Raw genomic sequence first — 15,850 nt, 5'->3', positions numbered from 1 at the left:
CTCCTTCAATATCTCCCTAACAATATGGTCATGTTGCTCCCTATTTCATACAAGGATTGATATAATGAGTGAAAACTTTTATGAGGAGCGGACCTAATGATTCGATTACACTGCCTTCACGCACATCCATCTAATATTTCTTACATTGACGACGCTTTCTATGACACAGGATTTGATCTGCATCACATCGTCGATTCATCATTTATGGAACGAGCCAAACAAGATCCCGCATTTGATCTTGAGCAGCAGCAAACCTATGCCATCAACAGACTCATGCAAGAAGGAGAGGCTGATCTTGTTTTATTAACGTGTACACAATACATTGCGGCTTTGGGGGAGCAGCAGCACCTGTTCAAACAACCAATTGTTCCGATAGATGAGCCGTTATTTGAGCAGATTTGTGAGCGAGAGGGTCCGCTTCAGCTGGTGTTTTCAAACCCAGATACAGTAGAAGGAACGATGAAGCGACTGTCTTCATATGTAAAAGAGCGGGGAAAGCAGTTGAAGGCAGAAGTGGTTGTGCTAGAGGATGTCTTTCATCTTTGCTTGAACGGTGATATACAAGCCTACCATGAGCGAATCATGGAACAGTTAAGGCAATCTGTGAAGCAGCAGCATGGAGATATTTGTGTGATGCAGCTCTCGATGGTTCACGCTGCAAAGCAGGTGGAGCAGGAAACAGGAGTGTCCATCATTCATCCGCTATCACCACTCAAACCATTTGTTTATCAAAAAATAACGGCTTTAAAAGAGTGAACCCGTCAGGTTCGCTCTTTTTGTATAGAAACGTAAATGGGATGACATGTTAAAAAAATAATGGAGCGCAAACTATTTTTAACAGATGCGCGTCTATCCAATGTAAGAAATAACAGATGCGCATTTAAGATAAAGGAGCTCTTTGTAAAATGAAGAAACGAAAGATTGATGATCAATTTGCGGATTACGTAATGGAGCATAAACACAGTTTTTATCGATTGTCCTATAGCTATGTCAAAAACCCAGAAGATGCGATGGATGTCGTTCAAGAGGCGATTCATAAAGCACTCAAATCTGTTCACCGATTAGAGGATGCGACTAAGATGCATAGCTGGTTTTATAAAATCGTCGTAAACGCTGCCCTCGACTTTTTACGAAAGAAGAAGCGTGTGCAAGTGACAGACGATGACACGCTGGAATTTTTATCACAGGGTGAATCGGATGTCTATGAGGATCAAGATGTCAGACGGGCGATAGAAGATTTGCCGGAGATGTATCGGGTCATCATTATATTAAGATTCTTTGAGGATTTAAAGCTAGAGGACATTGCTCATATTCTTGGAGAAAATGAAAACACCATTAAAACAAGATTATATAAGGCGTTGCGGCTTTTAAAAGTAGAATTATCGCAGGAGGAAATATAAATGGATAAGCATTTGGAACAGTTAAAAGAGGAATATTTAGAAATCCCTATTCCCCCGGAATACGATGCTATGGTTGAACGGACATTAAAACGAAAAAACAAGAAACCTCATTTTCAGAAATGGACGATCGGACTGGTTGCTGCGGCTGCTTTATTTGTCACCACTGTAAATGTCAGTCCGCAGGCAGCAAGAGCGATTTCAGAAGTACCCGTCATTGGAGAGCTTGTGAAAGTCGTGACGTTCACAGAATTTAAAAAGAGCGATCAGGGAACAAATATTGATCTCAAAACACCACACGTTTCAGGGCTTGGGGACGGAAAATTACAAGACAGCCTGAATCAAAAATATTTAGCTGAAAACAAAAAGCTGTATCAAGATTTTGAAAAGGAAACAAAGGGTTATAAAAATGGTCATTTGAGTGTAGAGAGCGGATATGAAGTAAGAACAAATAATGATCAAATTCTTTCACTAGGTCGATACAAGGTGACAACTCAGGCTTCTGCGGCAGAGGAAATGACATATGATACGGTGGATAAGAAAAACCATGTACTCATTACATTACCAAGTCTGTTTAAAGATGACCGTTATATTGATGTGATTAGTGAAAATATTAAAGAACAAATGAAGAAACAGATGAAAGAGGATTCAAATAAGATTTACTGGATGACGAAGCAAGATACGGTTGATCCGTTTAAGAAGATTCAGCCAGATCAAAGTTTCTATATCAATTCAAAAGGCAAACTGGTGATTTCCTTCAACGAATATGATGTGGCGCCTGGTTACATGGGTGTAGTTGAATTCACGATTCCAACAAGCGTGCTAAAGGATGTTCTTGTCAGCGATATGTACATTCATTAAAAGAAGAAAAAAGACTGCTGAAGATGTCAGCAGTCTTTTTATGTTTATGAAGAAAGTGCGTCTGTTAGTGCAGGCACGACTTGTTTCTTTCTTGATACAACACCTTTGAGTAAAGCAGTGTTGTTTTCAAGTGTGACATTAAATGCTTTTTCTACTTTTGCTGCTTCAGCACCAAGGGCAAGCGCAAGAGAATCATTTTCTAGAATGTCTGTGATCACTAAAACAAATAGATCAAGACCTTTCGCTGCGATAACTTCATTGATTTTTGCTTCGATGTCAGCTTGTCTTGCTGTTACTTCAGCAATATCAACTGTATTAACTTGTGCAATTTCGACTTTGCTGTTACCTAGTGCAAATTCTTTTGCATCCAGTGTGATTAATTCTTGAACTGTTTTTTGGCTTAGGTCAGCTCCTGCTTTCAGCATATCTAAACCATATACGTCAGGGTCTACTCCTGCGATTTTTGCCAGCTCATGCGCAGCATCAACATCCTGCTGTGTGCATGTTGGGGATTTGAATAGCAAGGAATCAGAAATGATCGCAGACAAAAGCAAACCAGCGATTTCTTTTTCAATTGTGACTTGGTGCTCTTTGTACATTTTGTTTAAGATCGTTGCTGTGCAGCCAACTGGCTCAGCACGATAGTAAAGAGGTTCACTTGTTTCAAAGTTGGCAATACGGTGATGGTCAATGACCTCTGTCACTTGTACTTGATCAATATCGCTTACACTTTGTTGGAATTCGTTATGATCGACAAGAATGACTTGTTTTGTTTCGTTTGCAGCCGTTTCAATGAAACGAGGTGCTTCTTGTTTAAAGAAATCTAATGCGTATTGTGTTTCTCCATTGATTTCTCCAAGTCTGACAGCTTCTGCTTGAACGCCAATTTTGTTTTTCAGATCAGCGTAAGCGATAGCAGAGCAAATCGTGTCTGTGTCAGGGTTTTTGTGTCCGAATACGAGTGTTTTTCCCATGTGAATTCTCCTTCTTACTTTTATTGATGATGTTTCTATTCTAACAGCTTTTGACCTTGAATTCAGGGTTTATAGCTAAGAATAATCTAAAAAATTGTAACATGCTGTCTGAAAAGTTGCATGTACAAGACGATCTAAGTTGTTCCACGTGAAACGCTCTTGGGATAGCCTGCATTTTACTTGCGATTTGCGGCTATGGTAAAATAAAGGTTGGGTCAAGATATGACGGAGCGTACATCGTACGTATACATAGAAGTACACATTGAGCAAGATATAGAAAAATGATTGGATTGAGGTGAAGGTGTGAAACAAACAAAAGCGTTAGTAGAAGGCGCTATCATGATCAGTATTTTTGCGGTAATGACGCTGTTTTATTTGTATGTGCCACTTTTATCCATTATTTTCTTCATGGCTGCTCCGATTCCGATCATTCTCTATACAATCAGGCATGGCTTGAAAAAAGGAATTGCGGCTGGCGCTATTGGCATAGTGATCAGCTTTTTAATTGGGTCTATTAATGGGCTGTTAAGTGCGCCAATGCTGATTGCTGTTGGAATAGGTATGGGTGTTTTCTACAGCAGGAGGCAGCCAGGTCAGGCTATCATTACGGGTGCGCTGATCTACTTATTCAGTTTTCTCATTTACTTTGTTGTCAGTGTCCAGCTGTTTCAAGTAGATATACTGGGTGTCGCAAAGGAATCAATTGACCAAATCATGCCGATGGTAGAGAGTACCTTAAAACAATCTGGCGCTTCTGATCAGGACATAGCAAAACAACTCAAGCAGTTTAGAGAGATGCAGGATACGGCATTAAATTCTTTACCTGTAGCGCTTTTGATTTTTGTCACGCTGATGTCTTTCGTCAATCATTGGTTTGTGCGGCCGTTGATCAAACGGTTTGTTCCAGACATGCCAGCTCTTAAGAAATTTAAGGATATGCGACTGCCAAAAAGCATGGTATGGTATTATTTACTCACACTGCTTTTGATGCTGATTCAGCCGGAGAAAGGCAGCTTTTTATCGCTCGTGCAAACGAGTGCTTTTCAAATTTTATTTATACTGGTGCTTATTCAGGGCTTTTCTTTTATCTTCTATTATTGCCACGAAAAAAACATCTCAAAAGTGGTACCCATTTTTGCCGTCGTATTGACGATTCTCTTTCCGCCAATCGGTGTGATTGTGCGTATTATAGGGATTGCTGACATAGGCTTTGATTTAAGAGAAAAAGTAAAAACAAATAATTCACTCTGAATGTTGAGGAGTTGATATCAGTGCCAAGCTTCTATCGAAAACCTGTCATCAAGTATCCGATCTTCGCGTTAATTGTCCTTGCGGTGATCACAGTCCTCCTCAACCTTTATTTTAATTGGATCATAGGAGCGGTTGGTCTTTTAGTCCTTGCGGGTGTGCTCTACTTTTTAAAGTGGGCAGATACGCAGGTGCAAAAAGAGATTGATTCATATATTTCAACATTATCCTATCGAGTCAAAAAGGTTGGAGAAGAAGCATTAATGGAGATGCCAATTGGTATTATGCTGTTTAATGACCAGTATTATATCGAATGGACCAATCCATTTCTCGCTTCGTGCTTCCATGAAAGCACACTTGTCGGCAGATCCTTGTATGATACATTTGAATCCATTGTGCCTCTTATTAAACAAGAGGTTGAGACAGAAAATGTGACGCTGAATGACCGGAAATTCAAAGTCATTATTAAACGGTCAGAGCGCCTTTTATATTTCTTTGATGTCACGGAACAAGTGCAGATTGAAAGACAGTATGAAAATGAACGAACGGTGTTATCTTATATCTTTTTAGACAATTATGATGATGTCACACAAGGTCTCGATGATCAGGTGCGCAGCGCGATAAATAGTGAAGTCACATCGCTGTTAAACAATTGGGCGCAAGAATATGGCATTTTCCTAAAAAGAATTTCATCTGAACGATTTATGGCGGTATTAAACGAGAGCATCTTAGCAGAGCTTGAAGCGTCGAAGTTTTCCATTTTAGACGAGGTTCGTGAGAAAACAGGGGCACATAGCGCCACACTTACCCTTAGTATTGGAATCGGTGCGTCTGTTCCTTCTTTAAAAGAACTTGGCGCACTTGCGCAGTCGAGTCTTGACCTTGCCCTCGGACGAGGCGGGGATCAGGTAGCGATTAAACAGCCGAATGGGAAAGTGAAATTCTACGGTGGGAAAACCAATCCAATGGAAAAACGGACACGAGTACGCGCACGGGTGATTTCACATGCTTTAAAAGAAATTGTATCTGAAAGCGGTAATGTCATGATCATGGGGCATAAGTTCCCCGACATGGATTCTATCGGTGCCTCGATCGGGATTTTAAAGGTTGCTCAGGCGAATGGAAAAGAAGGTTACATCGTCATTGATGCCAACCAGATTGGGGACAGCGTTCAACGCTTAATTAGTGAAATTAAGAATTATGAAGAACTTTGGTCCCGTTTTATCACGCCTGAGGAAGCGATGGAGCTTGCAAAGGATGACACATTGCTTGTGGTCGTAGATACACATAAACCGTCCCTTGTGATGGAAGAACGACTGCTAAATAAGATCGAAAACGTCGTTGTCATTGACCACCATAGACGTGGTGAGGAATTTATCCGTGATCCTTTACTTGTCTATATGGAGCCGTATGCTTCATCTACAGCAGAACTTGTGACAGAGCTGTTAGAGTATCAGCCGAAGAAATTGCGGATTAACATGATTGAAGCCACAGCACTTCTTGCTGGGATCATCGTGGATACGAAGAGTTTCTCCCTCAGAACGGGGTCAAGAACGTTCGATGCAGCATCCTACCTTCGTGCAAAAGGGGCAGATCCTGTCCTTGTGCAAAAGTTTTTGAAAGAGACAGTCGATCATTACATCAAACGGGCAAAGCTCATTCAGCATACAGAGCTGTATCAAAATCAGGTAGCGATTGCTTCCTTGCCGTCTGACAGGTCTGAGTATTATGATCAAATTACGATCGCACAAACGGCTGATTCTCTCTTGTCGATGAGTGAGGTTGAAGCATCATTTGCTGTCGCAAGGCGAGATGACGATACGGTTTGTATTAGTGCAAGATCGTTAGGGGATATCAACGTTCAAATTATTATGGAAGCATTAGATGGTGGCGGTCATTTAACTAACGCTGCGACCCAGATTTATGGTATAACCATTGAAGAAGCGGTAGAGAAGTTAAAAGCTGCCATAGACGAATATTTCGAAGGAGGGGTTCAAAGATGAAAGTCATCTTTCTAAAAGACGTAAAAGGCAAAGGGAAAAAAGGCGAAGTCAAAAATGTAGCTGACGGATACGCTCACAACTTTCTCATCAAACAAGGGTTAGCTGTTGAAGCAACTCCAACGAACCTAAGTGCATTGGAAGGGCAGAAAAACAAAGAGAAAAAGAATGCCATCCAAGAGCTTGAGCAAGCGAAACAATTAAAAGAAACACTTGAGGCGCTGACAGTGGAACTCACTGCTAAATCAGGTGAAGGCGGTCGTCTATTTGGATCGATCACAAGCAAACAGATCGCTGATAAATTGCAAAAAGAACATCAAATCAAACTCGATAAGCGTAAAATCGAGTTGAATGATGCCATCCGTGCGCTAGGATACACAAATGTACCGGTGAAGCTTCACCCAGAAGTACAAGCAACATTAAAGGTGCACGTCACAGAACAAGCATAAACAGAAAAGAACCCGTCTCCTCGTGAGACGGGTTCTTAGCGTGTAGACAAACCATCGCATTCGGTGTCAGTCCTGCGTTTCGGTGCTCACGAATGTCAAATTCGCTCCGCGCCGATACTCGTCCTTCCTAGACTGCAAAGGTTTTCTATCACGCTAAAAAGAAGACAAAGGGGTAAAATAAAGTTCATTTTATCCCTTTGTTTATGATGGATCTGAAATATAGATGCTTCGTCCAGCACGCATACCGGATATAAACATGAAAAATAGGACGATGATAAAGATGATAATGGCTGGCGTCCATGTATGTGTCACATCAAAAAGGATACCGATCATGAATGGACCAACAGCGGCTAATAAATAACCGAGTGACTGCGCCATTCCAGAGAGGGCAGCTGCTTGTTCCATATTGGTTGTTCTTAATCCAATAAATGTGAGGGCAAGACTGATACTGGCCCCTTGTCCGACGCCGATGAATAGCACAGAGATGACAAGAATAGGCGTCGACCCTCCGAGAAGGAGTCCAATCATGCCGAGTAAATACACAAGGACAAGGCCGACGACAAGCGGTCTTTGCGTTTTTAATTTTTCTGCAAAAACGGGCGTTAAGAAGGTGGATGGCAGACCAGTGAACTGCATAATAGAGAGCATCCATCCCGCTGTCGCTAGGTTCATGCCATGTGATGTCAAAATATCAGGAAACCATGCGATACTGCTGTAGAAAAGGAATGATTGCAAGCCCATAAAAAAGGTCACCTGCCATGCGACACGTGAACGCCATATTGGCTGTTCTTTGAGTGAAATGCTTTTGACAGCCGCTGTGTTCTGATGAAGAAGCTGCGGCGCCCACACCATCATCGCAAGAAGGGCAAGTCCAGCCCAGACAAGGAATGATGTATTCCAGCCCCCAGGCATCGCATGACTGAGCGGAACGCTGACACCAGATGCAAGTGCAGCAAAAACGGACATCGATGTCGTATACACGCTTGTCATTAATCCAGCATGTGCAGGGAATTTATGTTTCACAAGTCCAGGTAAAAGCACATTACAAATCGCAATCCCGACGCCGACTAGCGCCGTTCCCATCATTAAAAAGGTGATGCTGCCCAATGAACGAATGACAATCCCAAAGAGCAGGACAGCAAGCCCAAGCCAAAGTGTTCGTTCATTCCCAAGACGTTTTCCGATTTTAGGTGCAATGGGAGATAGCAATGCGAATGAGAGCAGTGGTAATGTCGTGAGGAAACCAGCCAGTCCATTTGAAAGCTGTAAATCAGAACGAATGGCACCGATCACAGGACCAACAGACGTAATGGCTGGCCTCAGGTTAAAGGCAATGAGTAAAATCCCAGCAATCAGCAAAATGGTTTGCCCTGTACTGCGAGGATGAAATGTTGATTTTTCTAGTTGTTGTTCCATGAATGTAAACTCCTTTATTTCTTTAAGAACGATCTTTCTTCTGTTCAAGCTCCGCTAATTTAGCTAATAAGATGTGCTGCGGCATATGCATGATTTGCTCTAACGGTACATTGAGTGATGCAGCAAGCTTTTGTGCGGTATCGGCTGAGATTTGTAAAGGTCTCATGCGCAAATCCCTCCTCTTTCAATCTATACGTTCCAATATACCATATCGACTTTGTGACTTGCTGATAAAAAATTTGGGTTTTCTTTTATAAAACCACTTGATGGCCGATAAGAAATTTTTTTGAAATTGTTTCAGATGGTGGCCCTCTCCTTGTTCAATGTGAAAGTGAAGCTTTCGTTCCTGCATCCCTTTCTGTAATAAAAGATCATGGAGTTGTTTGTTGAATAAAGGCATGTGCTGTTGGGCAGATGTTTTGCCTTTCCCTTCTTCACTGCCTACAGACAAATAGACAAGGTGGTCCACAGACTGAATGCTTTGTTGTTTAGCAAACGATAGAAAATCTGGATACCAAAATGACCCGGAGAGGGACGCGATGTTTTTAAAAAGGTCAGGGTACATGAATAAGGTATAAATAGCAAAGAGCCCACCTAATGAAGCACCTACGTGGCTATGTTCATGACCGGTCTGTTTGACTGGGTATTCTCTTTTGATATATGGAAGCAAGTCATTTTCTAAAAATGACACATATGTCTGTGCCTCACCTTTAAAGTCAGGGAATCCAGAATGCAGTGATGATGCTTTCCATGGTGTATATTCGTCAAGTCGATTGAAGGGGTGTATACCGACGATGATGATTGGCGAGATGGTTTTGGCTTCAATCATGCTTTCGATCTCTAGCAGGTGGGTTCTAAACAAAGAAGAGCCATCTTGTACAAAGACAGCTGGAACATCAATAGAGGTGTCCGGTGGAAGGTAAATATCAAGCTGCCGCCCGTTCAATTCGTCATATAGAAACGTTCCGTTCATGTGTATTCTCTCCTTCAAGTTTTCAAGCTCCGCTGAAAAGAAGAACAAAGGACTAAAATGTTTAGCCCTTTGTCAAGATGCGCATCTTTTTAGTTGGTTTGATCTAGCCATTTGACAGCCTGATCAAGGAAGGTGGTTTTGCTTAGTGCTGTTCCTCCCTGAAGCATAGGATCAACGACATTTTCATTGATGTGTCCATTTTTCACAGCTTTTAGGCTGTTCCAAATTTTATTTCCCTCTAAGTCCTTCAATGCATTTGGATTCGATGAGTTTTCCTCTTGGGAGAACTGAACAAAGATATAATCAGGATTGAGTTCACCTAGGCGTTCCAATGAAATCATTGCTTGTGCTTTGGCTTTTTTGATATCACTTGGTGTTGTAAATCCTAAGTCCCCATATAAAGTAGAGTTGAAGTATACGTCTTCAGGGTACACGTACAGGTCGCCCTGTCTAATGCGTAAAATGACAGCTGTTTTGTTGTTGCTTTTGTCTTTCAGGGTTTCTTTCGCTTGTTTGAGATCTTTCTGATAATCAGAGATGATGCTTTTCGCTTCTTCACTTTTTCCAGTCAGTTCACCGAGTAATAAAAGGTTGCTTTCCCAGTCGGAAGAGACATGTGATACTGGGATCGTCGTTTGGACTTTATCTAGTTTTTTAATTGTTGCAGGCGGGAACTTGGTTGATCCGAGTATCACGTCTGGTTTTAGTTTTAAGATTTTTTCTAGGTTTGGTTCAGTTTTTTCCCCAATGCCTTCTGTTTTTGCTGTAATGTCTTTAAATAATTCAGGGAAAGTGCCGCCGACAGTAGAAGCACCAATAGGGTCGATACCAAGTAGTTTTGCATCTTCCATCGATTCTAGGCTTCCAGCAATAACGATTCGTTTCACTGGTGTTTTCAGTTTGTACGTTTGATCTAAGTATTTGATATTTGTTTCTGCTGCTTCAGCTGACTTGCTTTTGGTTGTGTTGGAAGCCGGTTTATTTTCTGCAGCACCACAGGCTGCTGCGATGATCGTCATGATACAAAGGATAAGCAATGCGAACCATTTTTTCATTTGTTTTCTCCTTTAACTGATAATTGTTCTCAATTAAAGATTGTAGTAGTCATTCGTCCTTTTATCCATAGACAATCATCTGTCTAGTGATGGACTTTTTACGGAAAAAAAGATAAAAGGTCCTGAATGACTCGTTGATGACTGGCTGCTGTGTATTCACGCCAAGGGTCAGAAGCGAGTGGATAGACGGCTTGTTGCGTCACAGCCTTGAGATTTTGCCAAGCCTCCTGTTGCTTTAATTTTTGATAAAAAGCAATGGTTTTTGGTTCTTTATGCAACAAAAGGAAGATGGCATCTGGGTCTAACTGCTGTATAGAGTGAATGCTGATTTTTTTTTCGATGAGCTGGCCATCATTCTGAAAAGCTGGCAGAAGGCCAATGTCATGAAAAATTACTTCTGACATGGTGCGATTGACAGATAAGTAGAGCTGATCTTGAAAGATACGAAGAGGCAGGACGGTTCTTGGTGGATGATCAAAAAGGCATGCCTTTTTCGCTTGAATGACGAGTTCTTCGTAATGAAGGAGCCATTCTTCTGCTTCCCTCGTTTCGTTTAAGAACAGAGCTGTTTGTCTGAATTGAGCGCGCCAATCCAATTGTGTGAATGGAACAAAGTGAACAGGACAGATGGTTTTCAACACTTGTTTTTCTTCCTCTGTCACATGATCATTGGCAATGATCAGCTCAGGTTGTGCTTCCTTCAATTGCTGTAAATTGGCTTCAGCGTGTTCGTTGATACGATGTGCACTCAGATGAATCGGAATTTCTTCTGCATAATGCTCAAAATCATGTGCTGTCCATTTAGGGTGAAGAGGGGCAGCATATGGGATGATATGAATAGGTGTGAGCTGTCCGAGTATGGAATGACCATAGGCAGCCATTTTCCGTTGACGGCTTTTCATATAAGCAGAAGGAGTGATACCCGTTTTTTTCTTAAAGATACGGCTAAAGTAATAGGGGTCTTGATAGCCGATGTCCTGTGCAATGTCTTTGAGTTTTGCATGACCTTTCGCCATGAACTGTTTGGCTCTAGCCAGTCTTTTCTTGGTGATATAATCAGTGACACTCACATCAAAATGCTTTTTAAATAGCTCGCTGTAATGATTGGCGCTGATACCAGCCATATGAGATAGACTTGTAAGGCTGAGAGGTTCTTCGGAATGTTGATCGATATATTGTTTTGTTTTGAAAAGGGCGTGTGTTGTGTCACAAATGTCTTCTTTATGCAGTGTGAAAAGCTGCAGGATGAGCTGTTGAAAAAGGGTTTGGCTTCTAAAAAAGCTAATGGATTCAGGTTTTTGCCATTCTGCTGTCATGTCGGACAGTAAAGAATGAATGTGTTCAATCGAGCTAATATCGATAAATTGCCATACATTCAGTAAAGAACGGGCATGTTCAGTTGATACTTCTTCTATGTTTTGACCTTGTGGCGTGTACATCTGAAAGCGAAACAGATAGAGTTCGTGTTTTTGATGTGGCTCTGTTTTCAACATAAATGTTTCCCCAGGCATCATCGTATAGAGTGTCAGATTTTTCAATCGCCATCTTTGATCATTCAATGTAAGTAAACCGCTGCCGCTTATGTTAAAGAGGAGGCAGAAAGTATCTGAAAACTGCTGCTCCGTATGTGGAAGATCTGCATTATTTATTTTTTCAGTATATGTTAATCGATAAATGCATTGTTCAGCATTTACCTTTGTACATAATTGATGATTGTTTCCCATAAAACCACCTGATCTCTTATTAATTGATAAATATTCTCAATTGAATTGTATCAGAAAGAGCTGGAAAATGGTGTGTTTATTCTGTCAAAAAAGCACCCTGATGGAGATCAGGGTGCATAGGGTGTAGAGAAATACTTGCATTTGTTGTCCGTCCTGCGCCTGTGATAAGGGCAATCTTTTGAGATAGATCACTATGTTTCGTGTGTTCACTAGCTTTTTTTCATGTCTGTGGTTGTTAAAGGATCATCATGATAGAGTGCAAAACGAAAAGCATAATTCATCAGCACCGGCAAAACGGACGTATGTCCTTCTTCAGGGAACTCGTGATAGGCAGTATGCAAGCCGTAAGACGATAAAGGCAACATACGATTTGCTAGTGAATTGGCATGATCATTCATTTGACATGGATGATGTTTTTCTAATTCACCTACACCTACAAGCAGCCTGACATCCATAGGCACCTGACGTACATAGTTGGTGAATTGGTGTTCTTTTTCTAGAAATAATTTTTTGTTCCAGTGGATAGAAGGGCTCCCTGCAATATATGTCTGATAAGCATCAGGGTGCTCAAATAGTGTGTGTAATACAAAAAGACCACCAAGAGAATGCCCAAACAGTGTTTGACGACTTTGGTTGATCGGAAAGCGTTTTTCGATATAAGGCTTTACCGTCTTTTCTAAAAATGAAAAGAAAGTAGAAGCGCCGCCATATGTATGGATGGAGAAGTCCTTTCTTTTCCTCCCAATGGAAGCATCAGGGGCGGTAAGAGTGAGATCATAATGCCTAAGCGGATGATAGGGTTCTTCTGTCTGATAGCCAATTCCCACAATGATGGCAGGTACGATTCCTGTTTTCTCAGGTCTTCTTGACTGTAAACGAATGGCTTCGACCATTGTGCCAAAAAGTGAATTCCCATCAAGCATGTACATGACTGGAAAACCAGCGGCGGGAGGAGTGGTATTCGGTTTAAATATAAAAAGTCTGTATGGGTGTGCTGTGATATCCAGTTGCTCCGTCCCAGGTATAAAAAAAGGACGGCTTTCCCCGAAAAGTGAATTCTCAGTACCCATTTCTTCAGGGCGCTTCAACATATATAAAAATTCCCTTCCTCAAAATGATCCTCATATGGTGATAAAAGCAGGCTTGTGAATATTGGTTGGATGAGAGTATTACTTGAAAATTTCAAGTGAAAATGATTCTCAATTATCATGTGAGCAAACCAAATAATAATAGTTATTAATTATAAAGTCAAATGTTCATAAAGTTATGTAAATGTTAATTTCGCCCAATTCATTGGTGCGGCCTGCTCTGCTTCTATATTTTGCGTCGGCAGCCGGTCATCGAGAAGTTCCGCCATACCAAGCACCGTCCTTTCATACAAAAATACACTACTCTTCTTTTTAACATTTTCATTCATAACAAAATGAAATGGTCAGTCGGGGTTCTGCTAGAGAGCGTGTTGAAAGAGGAGGGGCTGTTTTAAAAGTGGCGAAATAACATATAACATCAAAAATGAGGCAATAAAAAAAGTAAGGGATGTGCCCTTACTTTTTGATCATATTGGTGTACATATCTGTAAACACGATTCAATTAAAATCCATCTGTGACATCATATTCGTAACGGATATCGGCTTTGACATTGCTCATAGTAGATCTCGCGGTAGCTTTTGCGTTGTACTTAAAGCTCCATTTTTGAGCGACTCTTAATTGATCATCCAGAGATATACGATAAGAACCACTTGTTGCAGAGGAGAAAAGTGATTGATACCAAATGTTACTATCGCTAGACATCAGTTTGTGTGTGACATTCCCTTGGTTGGGTGTTTGAGTGCTAGTTGTCGTAATCGATTTGACAATTGCACTTTTAGGAATAGAAGAATTGTTCGTTAAATCCATTGTAATGACAGAAGAATCAACCCCTAAAAAATTTAAAGAAGAATTCCCCAAGTTTGTAGCAGTGCCTGTAAAATTGAATGTCCCATTTCCAGATTTAATACGATCTTGAATGGAAACAGTAAAATACATGTTTCCGCTATATGTACCACGGGTTACTTTCACAAAATAAGTTTCTGAAGTTGAAGTCACGTCACCAGTATTTGCAAAAATAAAGGGCGTTACTGAATCAGGATTAATTACTTCTGTTTTCGCATCAGAATATTTTGAGTTATAAACCTCGATTTTCATCCCAGTATATTGCTTATTATACGAACTTCTGACATAAACTCTTTCACCTTTATTGATCGTAAATTGATAATACGCTTCATTTTCACCTTCAGGTAAGATTGTCGTGTCTGAACGACTATTTTTCCAATATCCCATTGAACTTGCAGTGTTAGGACTGTTATTCCCCGTAATTACTGCTTCCGCTGACTTAGGTGCAAAAAAACTAGTAACAAGCGCCAATAATAATGCTGGTAATAATAAACGTTTAAAGATAGTATTTGTCATATATTAACCCTCCTTGTAATAATTACTATATCGACATTAAACTAACAAATTTTAACTGAATTGCCGATATATTTAATAATCACTATTTTCTTAAAAAAGGAGAATCAAAATGAATATTAATACGTCATATACAGCCAGTTCTTCGAACAATTTGAACCAAATAGATTCTAAAGGTCAATCAGCTATTAAAAGTACAAATGAAGTGATGACCGAATCTGATAGACGGATGAAAATATTAGATGAAAAATACGAAAAAATAAATGAACAAAACAAACGATTCAAAGATCCTCATGGTCATATATTTGATAAGTATCGAAATCCATACTCTCCTTATTTCAGAAGTGACCTAACCAAACCAGAAAGAGATGCTGCTTACTCTATGGAAATTGGATGGGCTAACCATGGGAGAGGAGGGTATTATAATTTTAATGATGCCGCCTTCCGTAATGAAAATCGGTACGACCCTACCCAAGAAAGTGTCGAAAAGAAACTATTGAATCGTCAAAAGGTGAATGAACAACTGCAAGCTTTGTTTTCTACCAATGGTTTGAACATTCCTAAAAACGCCAATTTAACTTTTACCATTGACCCAAATCATTTCAAATTAGTGGTGAGTGGATCAACAGACGAAACCCTAGCCAAACAAATAGAAGATATACTGAATACAAGCAACAATACAAGAGAACTATTTTTTCATATTATGAAAAGTAGAAATGATGATTCGACTCAATTCACGCCGGATTCACTTGCAAAGTTCCACCTTGTCAATCAAATCAAAACGGTAACAGGTTACAACTTAAAAGATTTAAGTATTGTAAACGGTCAATTTGTAACGGATACCGGAGCGAATATTTTTGATATCTACAAAGAAGAACTTCTGAAAAACCCATACACAGCAGAAAATGCCCGTATTGCTGCATCACATTATGGTGCACAACTCTTTGACTTAGCCAAAAACGGATATGATTCTATTCCCGATTTGGTGTTATCTATTGGGTATGAAAACGGGTCTTTATATGACATTGGACAAAAGGTGAATTACGGAGTTAAGAAAACGATAGATTAAAAAACGCACCTGATATTTTCAATATTTGATCATGTGCGTGTTTATGCCATGTTGGAGTATCGATCACATGTGTGAACAACAGCTACAAATTCCATTAGCGAGACAAAGGACTCTATAACAATTTATGTTACAGAGTCTTTTCTATTTGAAGGGTGTGTTTCGCTGTTCAACGAAACATCCACATGGTAATTTTGACTATAGTTGATGTTTTTCACTTTTTTATTGATGAAAATGTTAAA

Annotated in this window: 15 protein-coding genes; 7 read left to right on the top strand and 8 right to left on the bottom strand. The window is 40.3% G+C overall.

Going from position 1 to position 15,850, the window contains the following annotated elements:
* Window positions 1-96: 96 nt before the first annotated feature.
* The 3 genes from NST09_RS19050 (at window position 97) to NST09_RS19040 (ending at window position 2,258) form a co-directional block, all read left to right on the top strand.
* Window positions 97-756 carry a hypothetical protein gene (locus NST09_RS19050; RefSeq protein WP_060832808.1) on the top strand — a complete coding sequence of 220 codons (660 nt, stop codon included), beginning with the start codon at window positions 97-99 and terminating at the stop codon, window positions 754-756.
* A 149-nt stretch (window positions 757-905) separates the two neighbouring features.
* The gene (locus NST09_RS19045) at window positions 906-1,400 is read left to right on the top strand and encodes an RNA polymerase sigma factor (RefSeq protein WP_007497431.1); all 495 of its coding nucleotides are present in this window, start codon (window positions 906-908) and stop codon (window positions 1,398-1,400) included.
* Window positions 1,401-2,258: a DUF3298 and DUF4163 domain-containing protein gene (locus NST09_RS19040; RefSeq protein ID WP_048001995.1), complete on the top strand. Its 858-nt coding sequence runs from the start codon at window positions 1,401-1,403 to the stop codon at window positions 2,256-2,258.
* Between the two features lie 44 nt (window positions 2,259-2,302).
* On the opposite strand, the gene NST09_RS19035 is transcribed toward NST09_RS19040, so the two are convergent.
* Entirely contained in the window at window positions 2,303-3,232 is a 930-nt protein-coding gene (locus NST09_RS19035; protein WP_048001996.1) for a manganese-dependent inorganic pyrophosphatase, read from the bottom strand.
* 303 nt (window positions 3,233-3,535) lie between these two features.
* On the opposite strand from NST09_RS19035, the gene NST09_RS19030 reads away from it, so the two are divergent.
* From NST09_RS19030 to rplI, 3 genes are read left to right on the top strand one after another with little or no spacing between them, the layout of a single operon-like run.
* On the top strand, window positions 3,536-4,483 hold the full coding sequence (locus tag NST09_RS19030) for a YybS family protein (RefSeq protein WP_017368456.1): 948 nt from the start codon (window positions 3,536-3,538) through the stop codon (window positions 4,481-4,483).
* A gap of 20 nt (window positions 4,484-4,503) precedes the next feature.
* Complete coding sequence (locus NST09_RS19025) at window positions 4,504-6,483, top strand: DHH family phosphoesterase (protein WP_017359884.1); 1,980 nt, start codon at window positions 4,504-4,506, stop codon at window positions 6,481-6,483.
* Window positions 6,480-6,929 carry a 50S ribosomal protein L9 gene (rplI, locus tag NST09_RS19020; RefSeq protein WP_007497423.1) on the top strand — a complete coding sequence of 150 codons (450 nt, stop codon included), beginning with the start codon at window positions 6,480-6,482 and terminating at the stop codon, window positions 6,927-6,929. The genes NST09_RS19025 and rplI overlap by 4 nt, the downstream gene beginning before the upstream one ends.
* A 201-nt stretch (window positions 6,930-7,130) precedes the next feature.
* Here rplI and NST09_RS19015 read toward each other — a convergent pair whose 3' ends face one another.
* The 7 genes from NST09_RS19015 to NST09_RS18985 form a co-directional block, all read right to left on the bottom strand.
* Complete coding sequence (locus NST09_RS19015; protein WP_125590798.1) at window positions 7,131-8,345, bottom strand: MFS transporter; 1,215 nt, start codon at window positions 8,343-8,345, stop codon at window positions 7,131-7,133.
* A 22-nt stretch (window positions 8,346-8,367) separates the two neighbouring features.
* On the bottom strand, window positions 8,368-8,511 hold the full coding sequence (locus NST09_RS19010; protein ID WP_008347524.1) for a YycC family protein: 144 nt from the start codon (window positions 8,509-8,511) through the stop codon (window positions 8,368-8,370).
* Window positions 8,512-8,529: 18 nt separating this feature from the next.
* A complete protein-coding gene (locus tag NST09_RS19005; protein ID WP_035704090.1) occupies window positions 8,530-9,318 on the bottom strand; it encodes an alpha/beta hydrolase-fold protein in 789 nt (262 codons plus the stop codon).
* An 89-nt stretch (window positions 9,319-9,407) separates the two neighbouring features.
* Window positions 9,408-10,373 (bottom strand): iron-hydroxamate ABC transporter substrate-binding protein, encoded by a 966-nt coding sequence (locus tag NST09_RS19000; RefSeq protein ID WP_216943208.1) that lies wholly within the window; start codon window positions 10,371-10,373, stop codon window positions 9,408-9,410.
* 98 nt (window positions 10,374-10,471) lie between these two features.
* The gene (locus tag NST09_RS18995; protein WP_216943209.1) at window positions 10,472-12,097 is read right to left on the bottom strand and encodes an AraC family transcriptional regulator; all 1,626 of its coding nucleotides are present in this window, start codon (window positions 12,095-12,097) and stop codon (window positions 10,472-10,474) included.
* A 209-nt stretch (window positions 12,098-12,306) separates the two neighbouring features.
* Complete coding sequence (locus tag NST09_RS18990; protein ID WP_116306594.1) at window positions 12,307-13,188, bottom strand: alpha/beta hydrolase-fold protein; 882 nt, start codon at window positions 13,186-13,188, stop codon at window positions 12,307-12,309.
* Between the two features lie 499 nt (window positions 13,189-13,687).
* On the bottom strand, window positions 13,688-14,545 hold the full coding sequence (locus NST09_RS18985; RefSeq protein ID WP_213407110.1) for a hypothetical protein: 858 nt from the start codon (window positions 14,543-14,545) through the stop codon (window positions 13,688-13,690).
* A 109-nt stretch (window positions 14,546-14,654) separates the two neighbouring features.
* On the opposite strand from NST09_RS18985, the gene NST09_RS18980 reads away from it, so the two are divergent.
* The gene (locus NST09_RS18980) at window positions 14,655-15,611 is read left to right on the top strand and encodes a DUF4885 family protein (protein WP_342493227.1); all 957 of its coding nucleotides are present in this window, start codon (window positions 14,655-14,657) and stop codon (window positions 15,609-15,611) included.
* Window positions 15,612-15,850 lie beyond the last annotated feature (239 nt).

The sequence above is a fragment of the Bacillus sp. FSL W7-1346 genome (genome assembly GCF_038593335.1).
Classification (GTDB): Bacteria; Bacillota; Bacilli; order Bacillales; family Bacillaceae; genus Bacillus; species Bacillus altitudinis.
Note: the sequence above shows the minus strand (reverse complement) of the source record. Positions and strands in the feature narration are given on the sequence as shown.

Bases quoted from the DNA above. Each gene is read 5' to 3' on its own strand.
- NST09_RS19050 (WP_060832808.1), top strand. From the start codon at position 97: ATGATTCGATTACACTGCCTTCACGCACATCCATCTAATATTTCTTAC.
- NST09_RS19035 (WP_048001996.1), bottom strand. From the start codon at position 3,232: ATGGGAAAAACACTCGTATTCGGACACAAAAACCCTGACACAGACACG.
- NST09_RS19005 (WP_035704090.1), bottom strand. From the start codon at position 9,318: ATGAACGGAACGTTTCTATATGACGAATTGAACGGGCGGCAGCTTGAT.
- NST09_RS19000 (WP_216943208.1), bottom strand. From the start codon at position 10,373: ATGAAAAAATGGTTCGCATTGCTTATCCTTTGTATCATGACGATCATC.
- NST09_RS18985 (WP_213407110.1), bottom strand. From the start codon at position 14,545: ATGACAAATACTATCTTTAAACGTTTATTATTACCAGCATTATTATTG.
- rplI (WP_007497423.1), top strand. From the start codon at position 6,480: ATGAAAGTCATCTTTCTAAAAGACGTAAAAGGCAAAGGGAAAAAAGGC.
- NST09_RS18990 (WP_116306594.1), bottom strand. From the start codon at position 13,188: ATGTTGAAGCGCCCTGAAGAAATGGGTACTGAGAATTCACTTTTCGGG.
- NST09_RS19010 (WP_008347524.1), bottom strand. From the start codon at position 8,511: ATGAGACCTTTACAAATCTCAGCCGATACCGCACAAAAGCTTGCTGCA.
- NST09_RS19040 (WP_048001995.1), top strand. From the start codon at position 1,401: ATGGATAAGCATTTGGAACAGTTAAAAGAGGAATATTTAGAAATCCCT.
- NST09_RS19045 (WP_007497431.1), top strand. From the start codon at position 906: ATGAAGAAACGAAAGATTGATGATCAATTTGCGGATTACGTAATGGAG.
- NST09_RS19015 (WP_125590798.1), bottom strand. From the start codon at position 8,345: ATGGAACAACAACTAGAAAAATCAACATTTCATCCTCGCAGTACAGGG.
- NST09_RS18980 (WP_342493227.1), top strand. From the start codon at position 14,655: ATGAATATTAATACGTCATATACAGCCAGTTCTTCGAACAATTTGAAC.
- NST09_RS18995 (WP_216943209.1), bottom strand. From the start codon at position 12,097: ATGGGAAACAATCATCAATTATGTACAAAGGTAAATGCTGAACAATGC.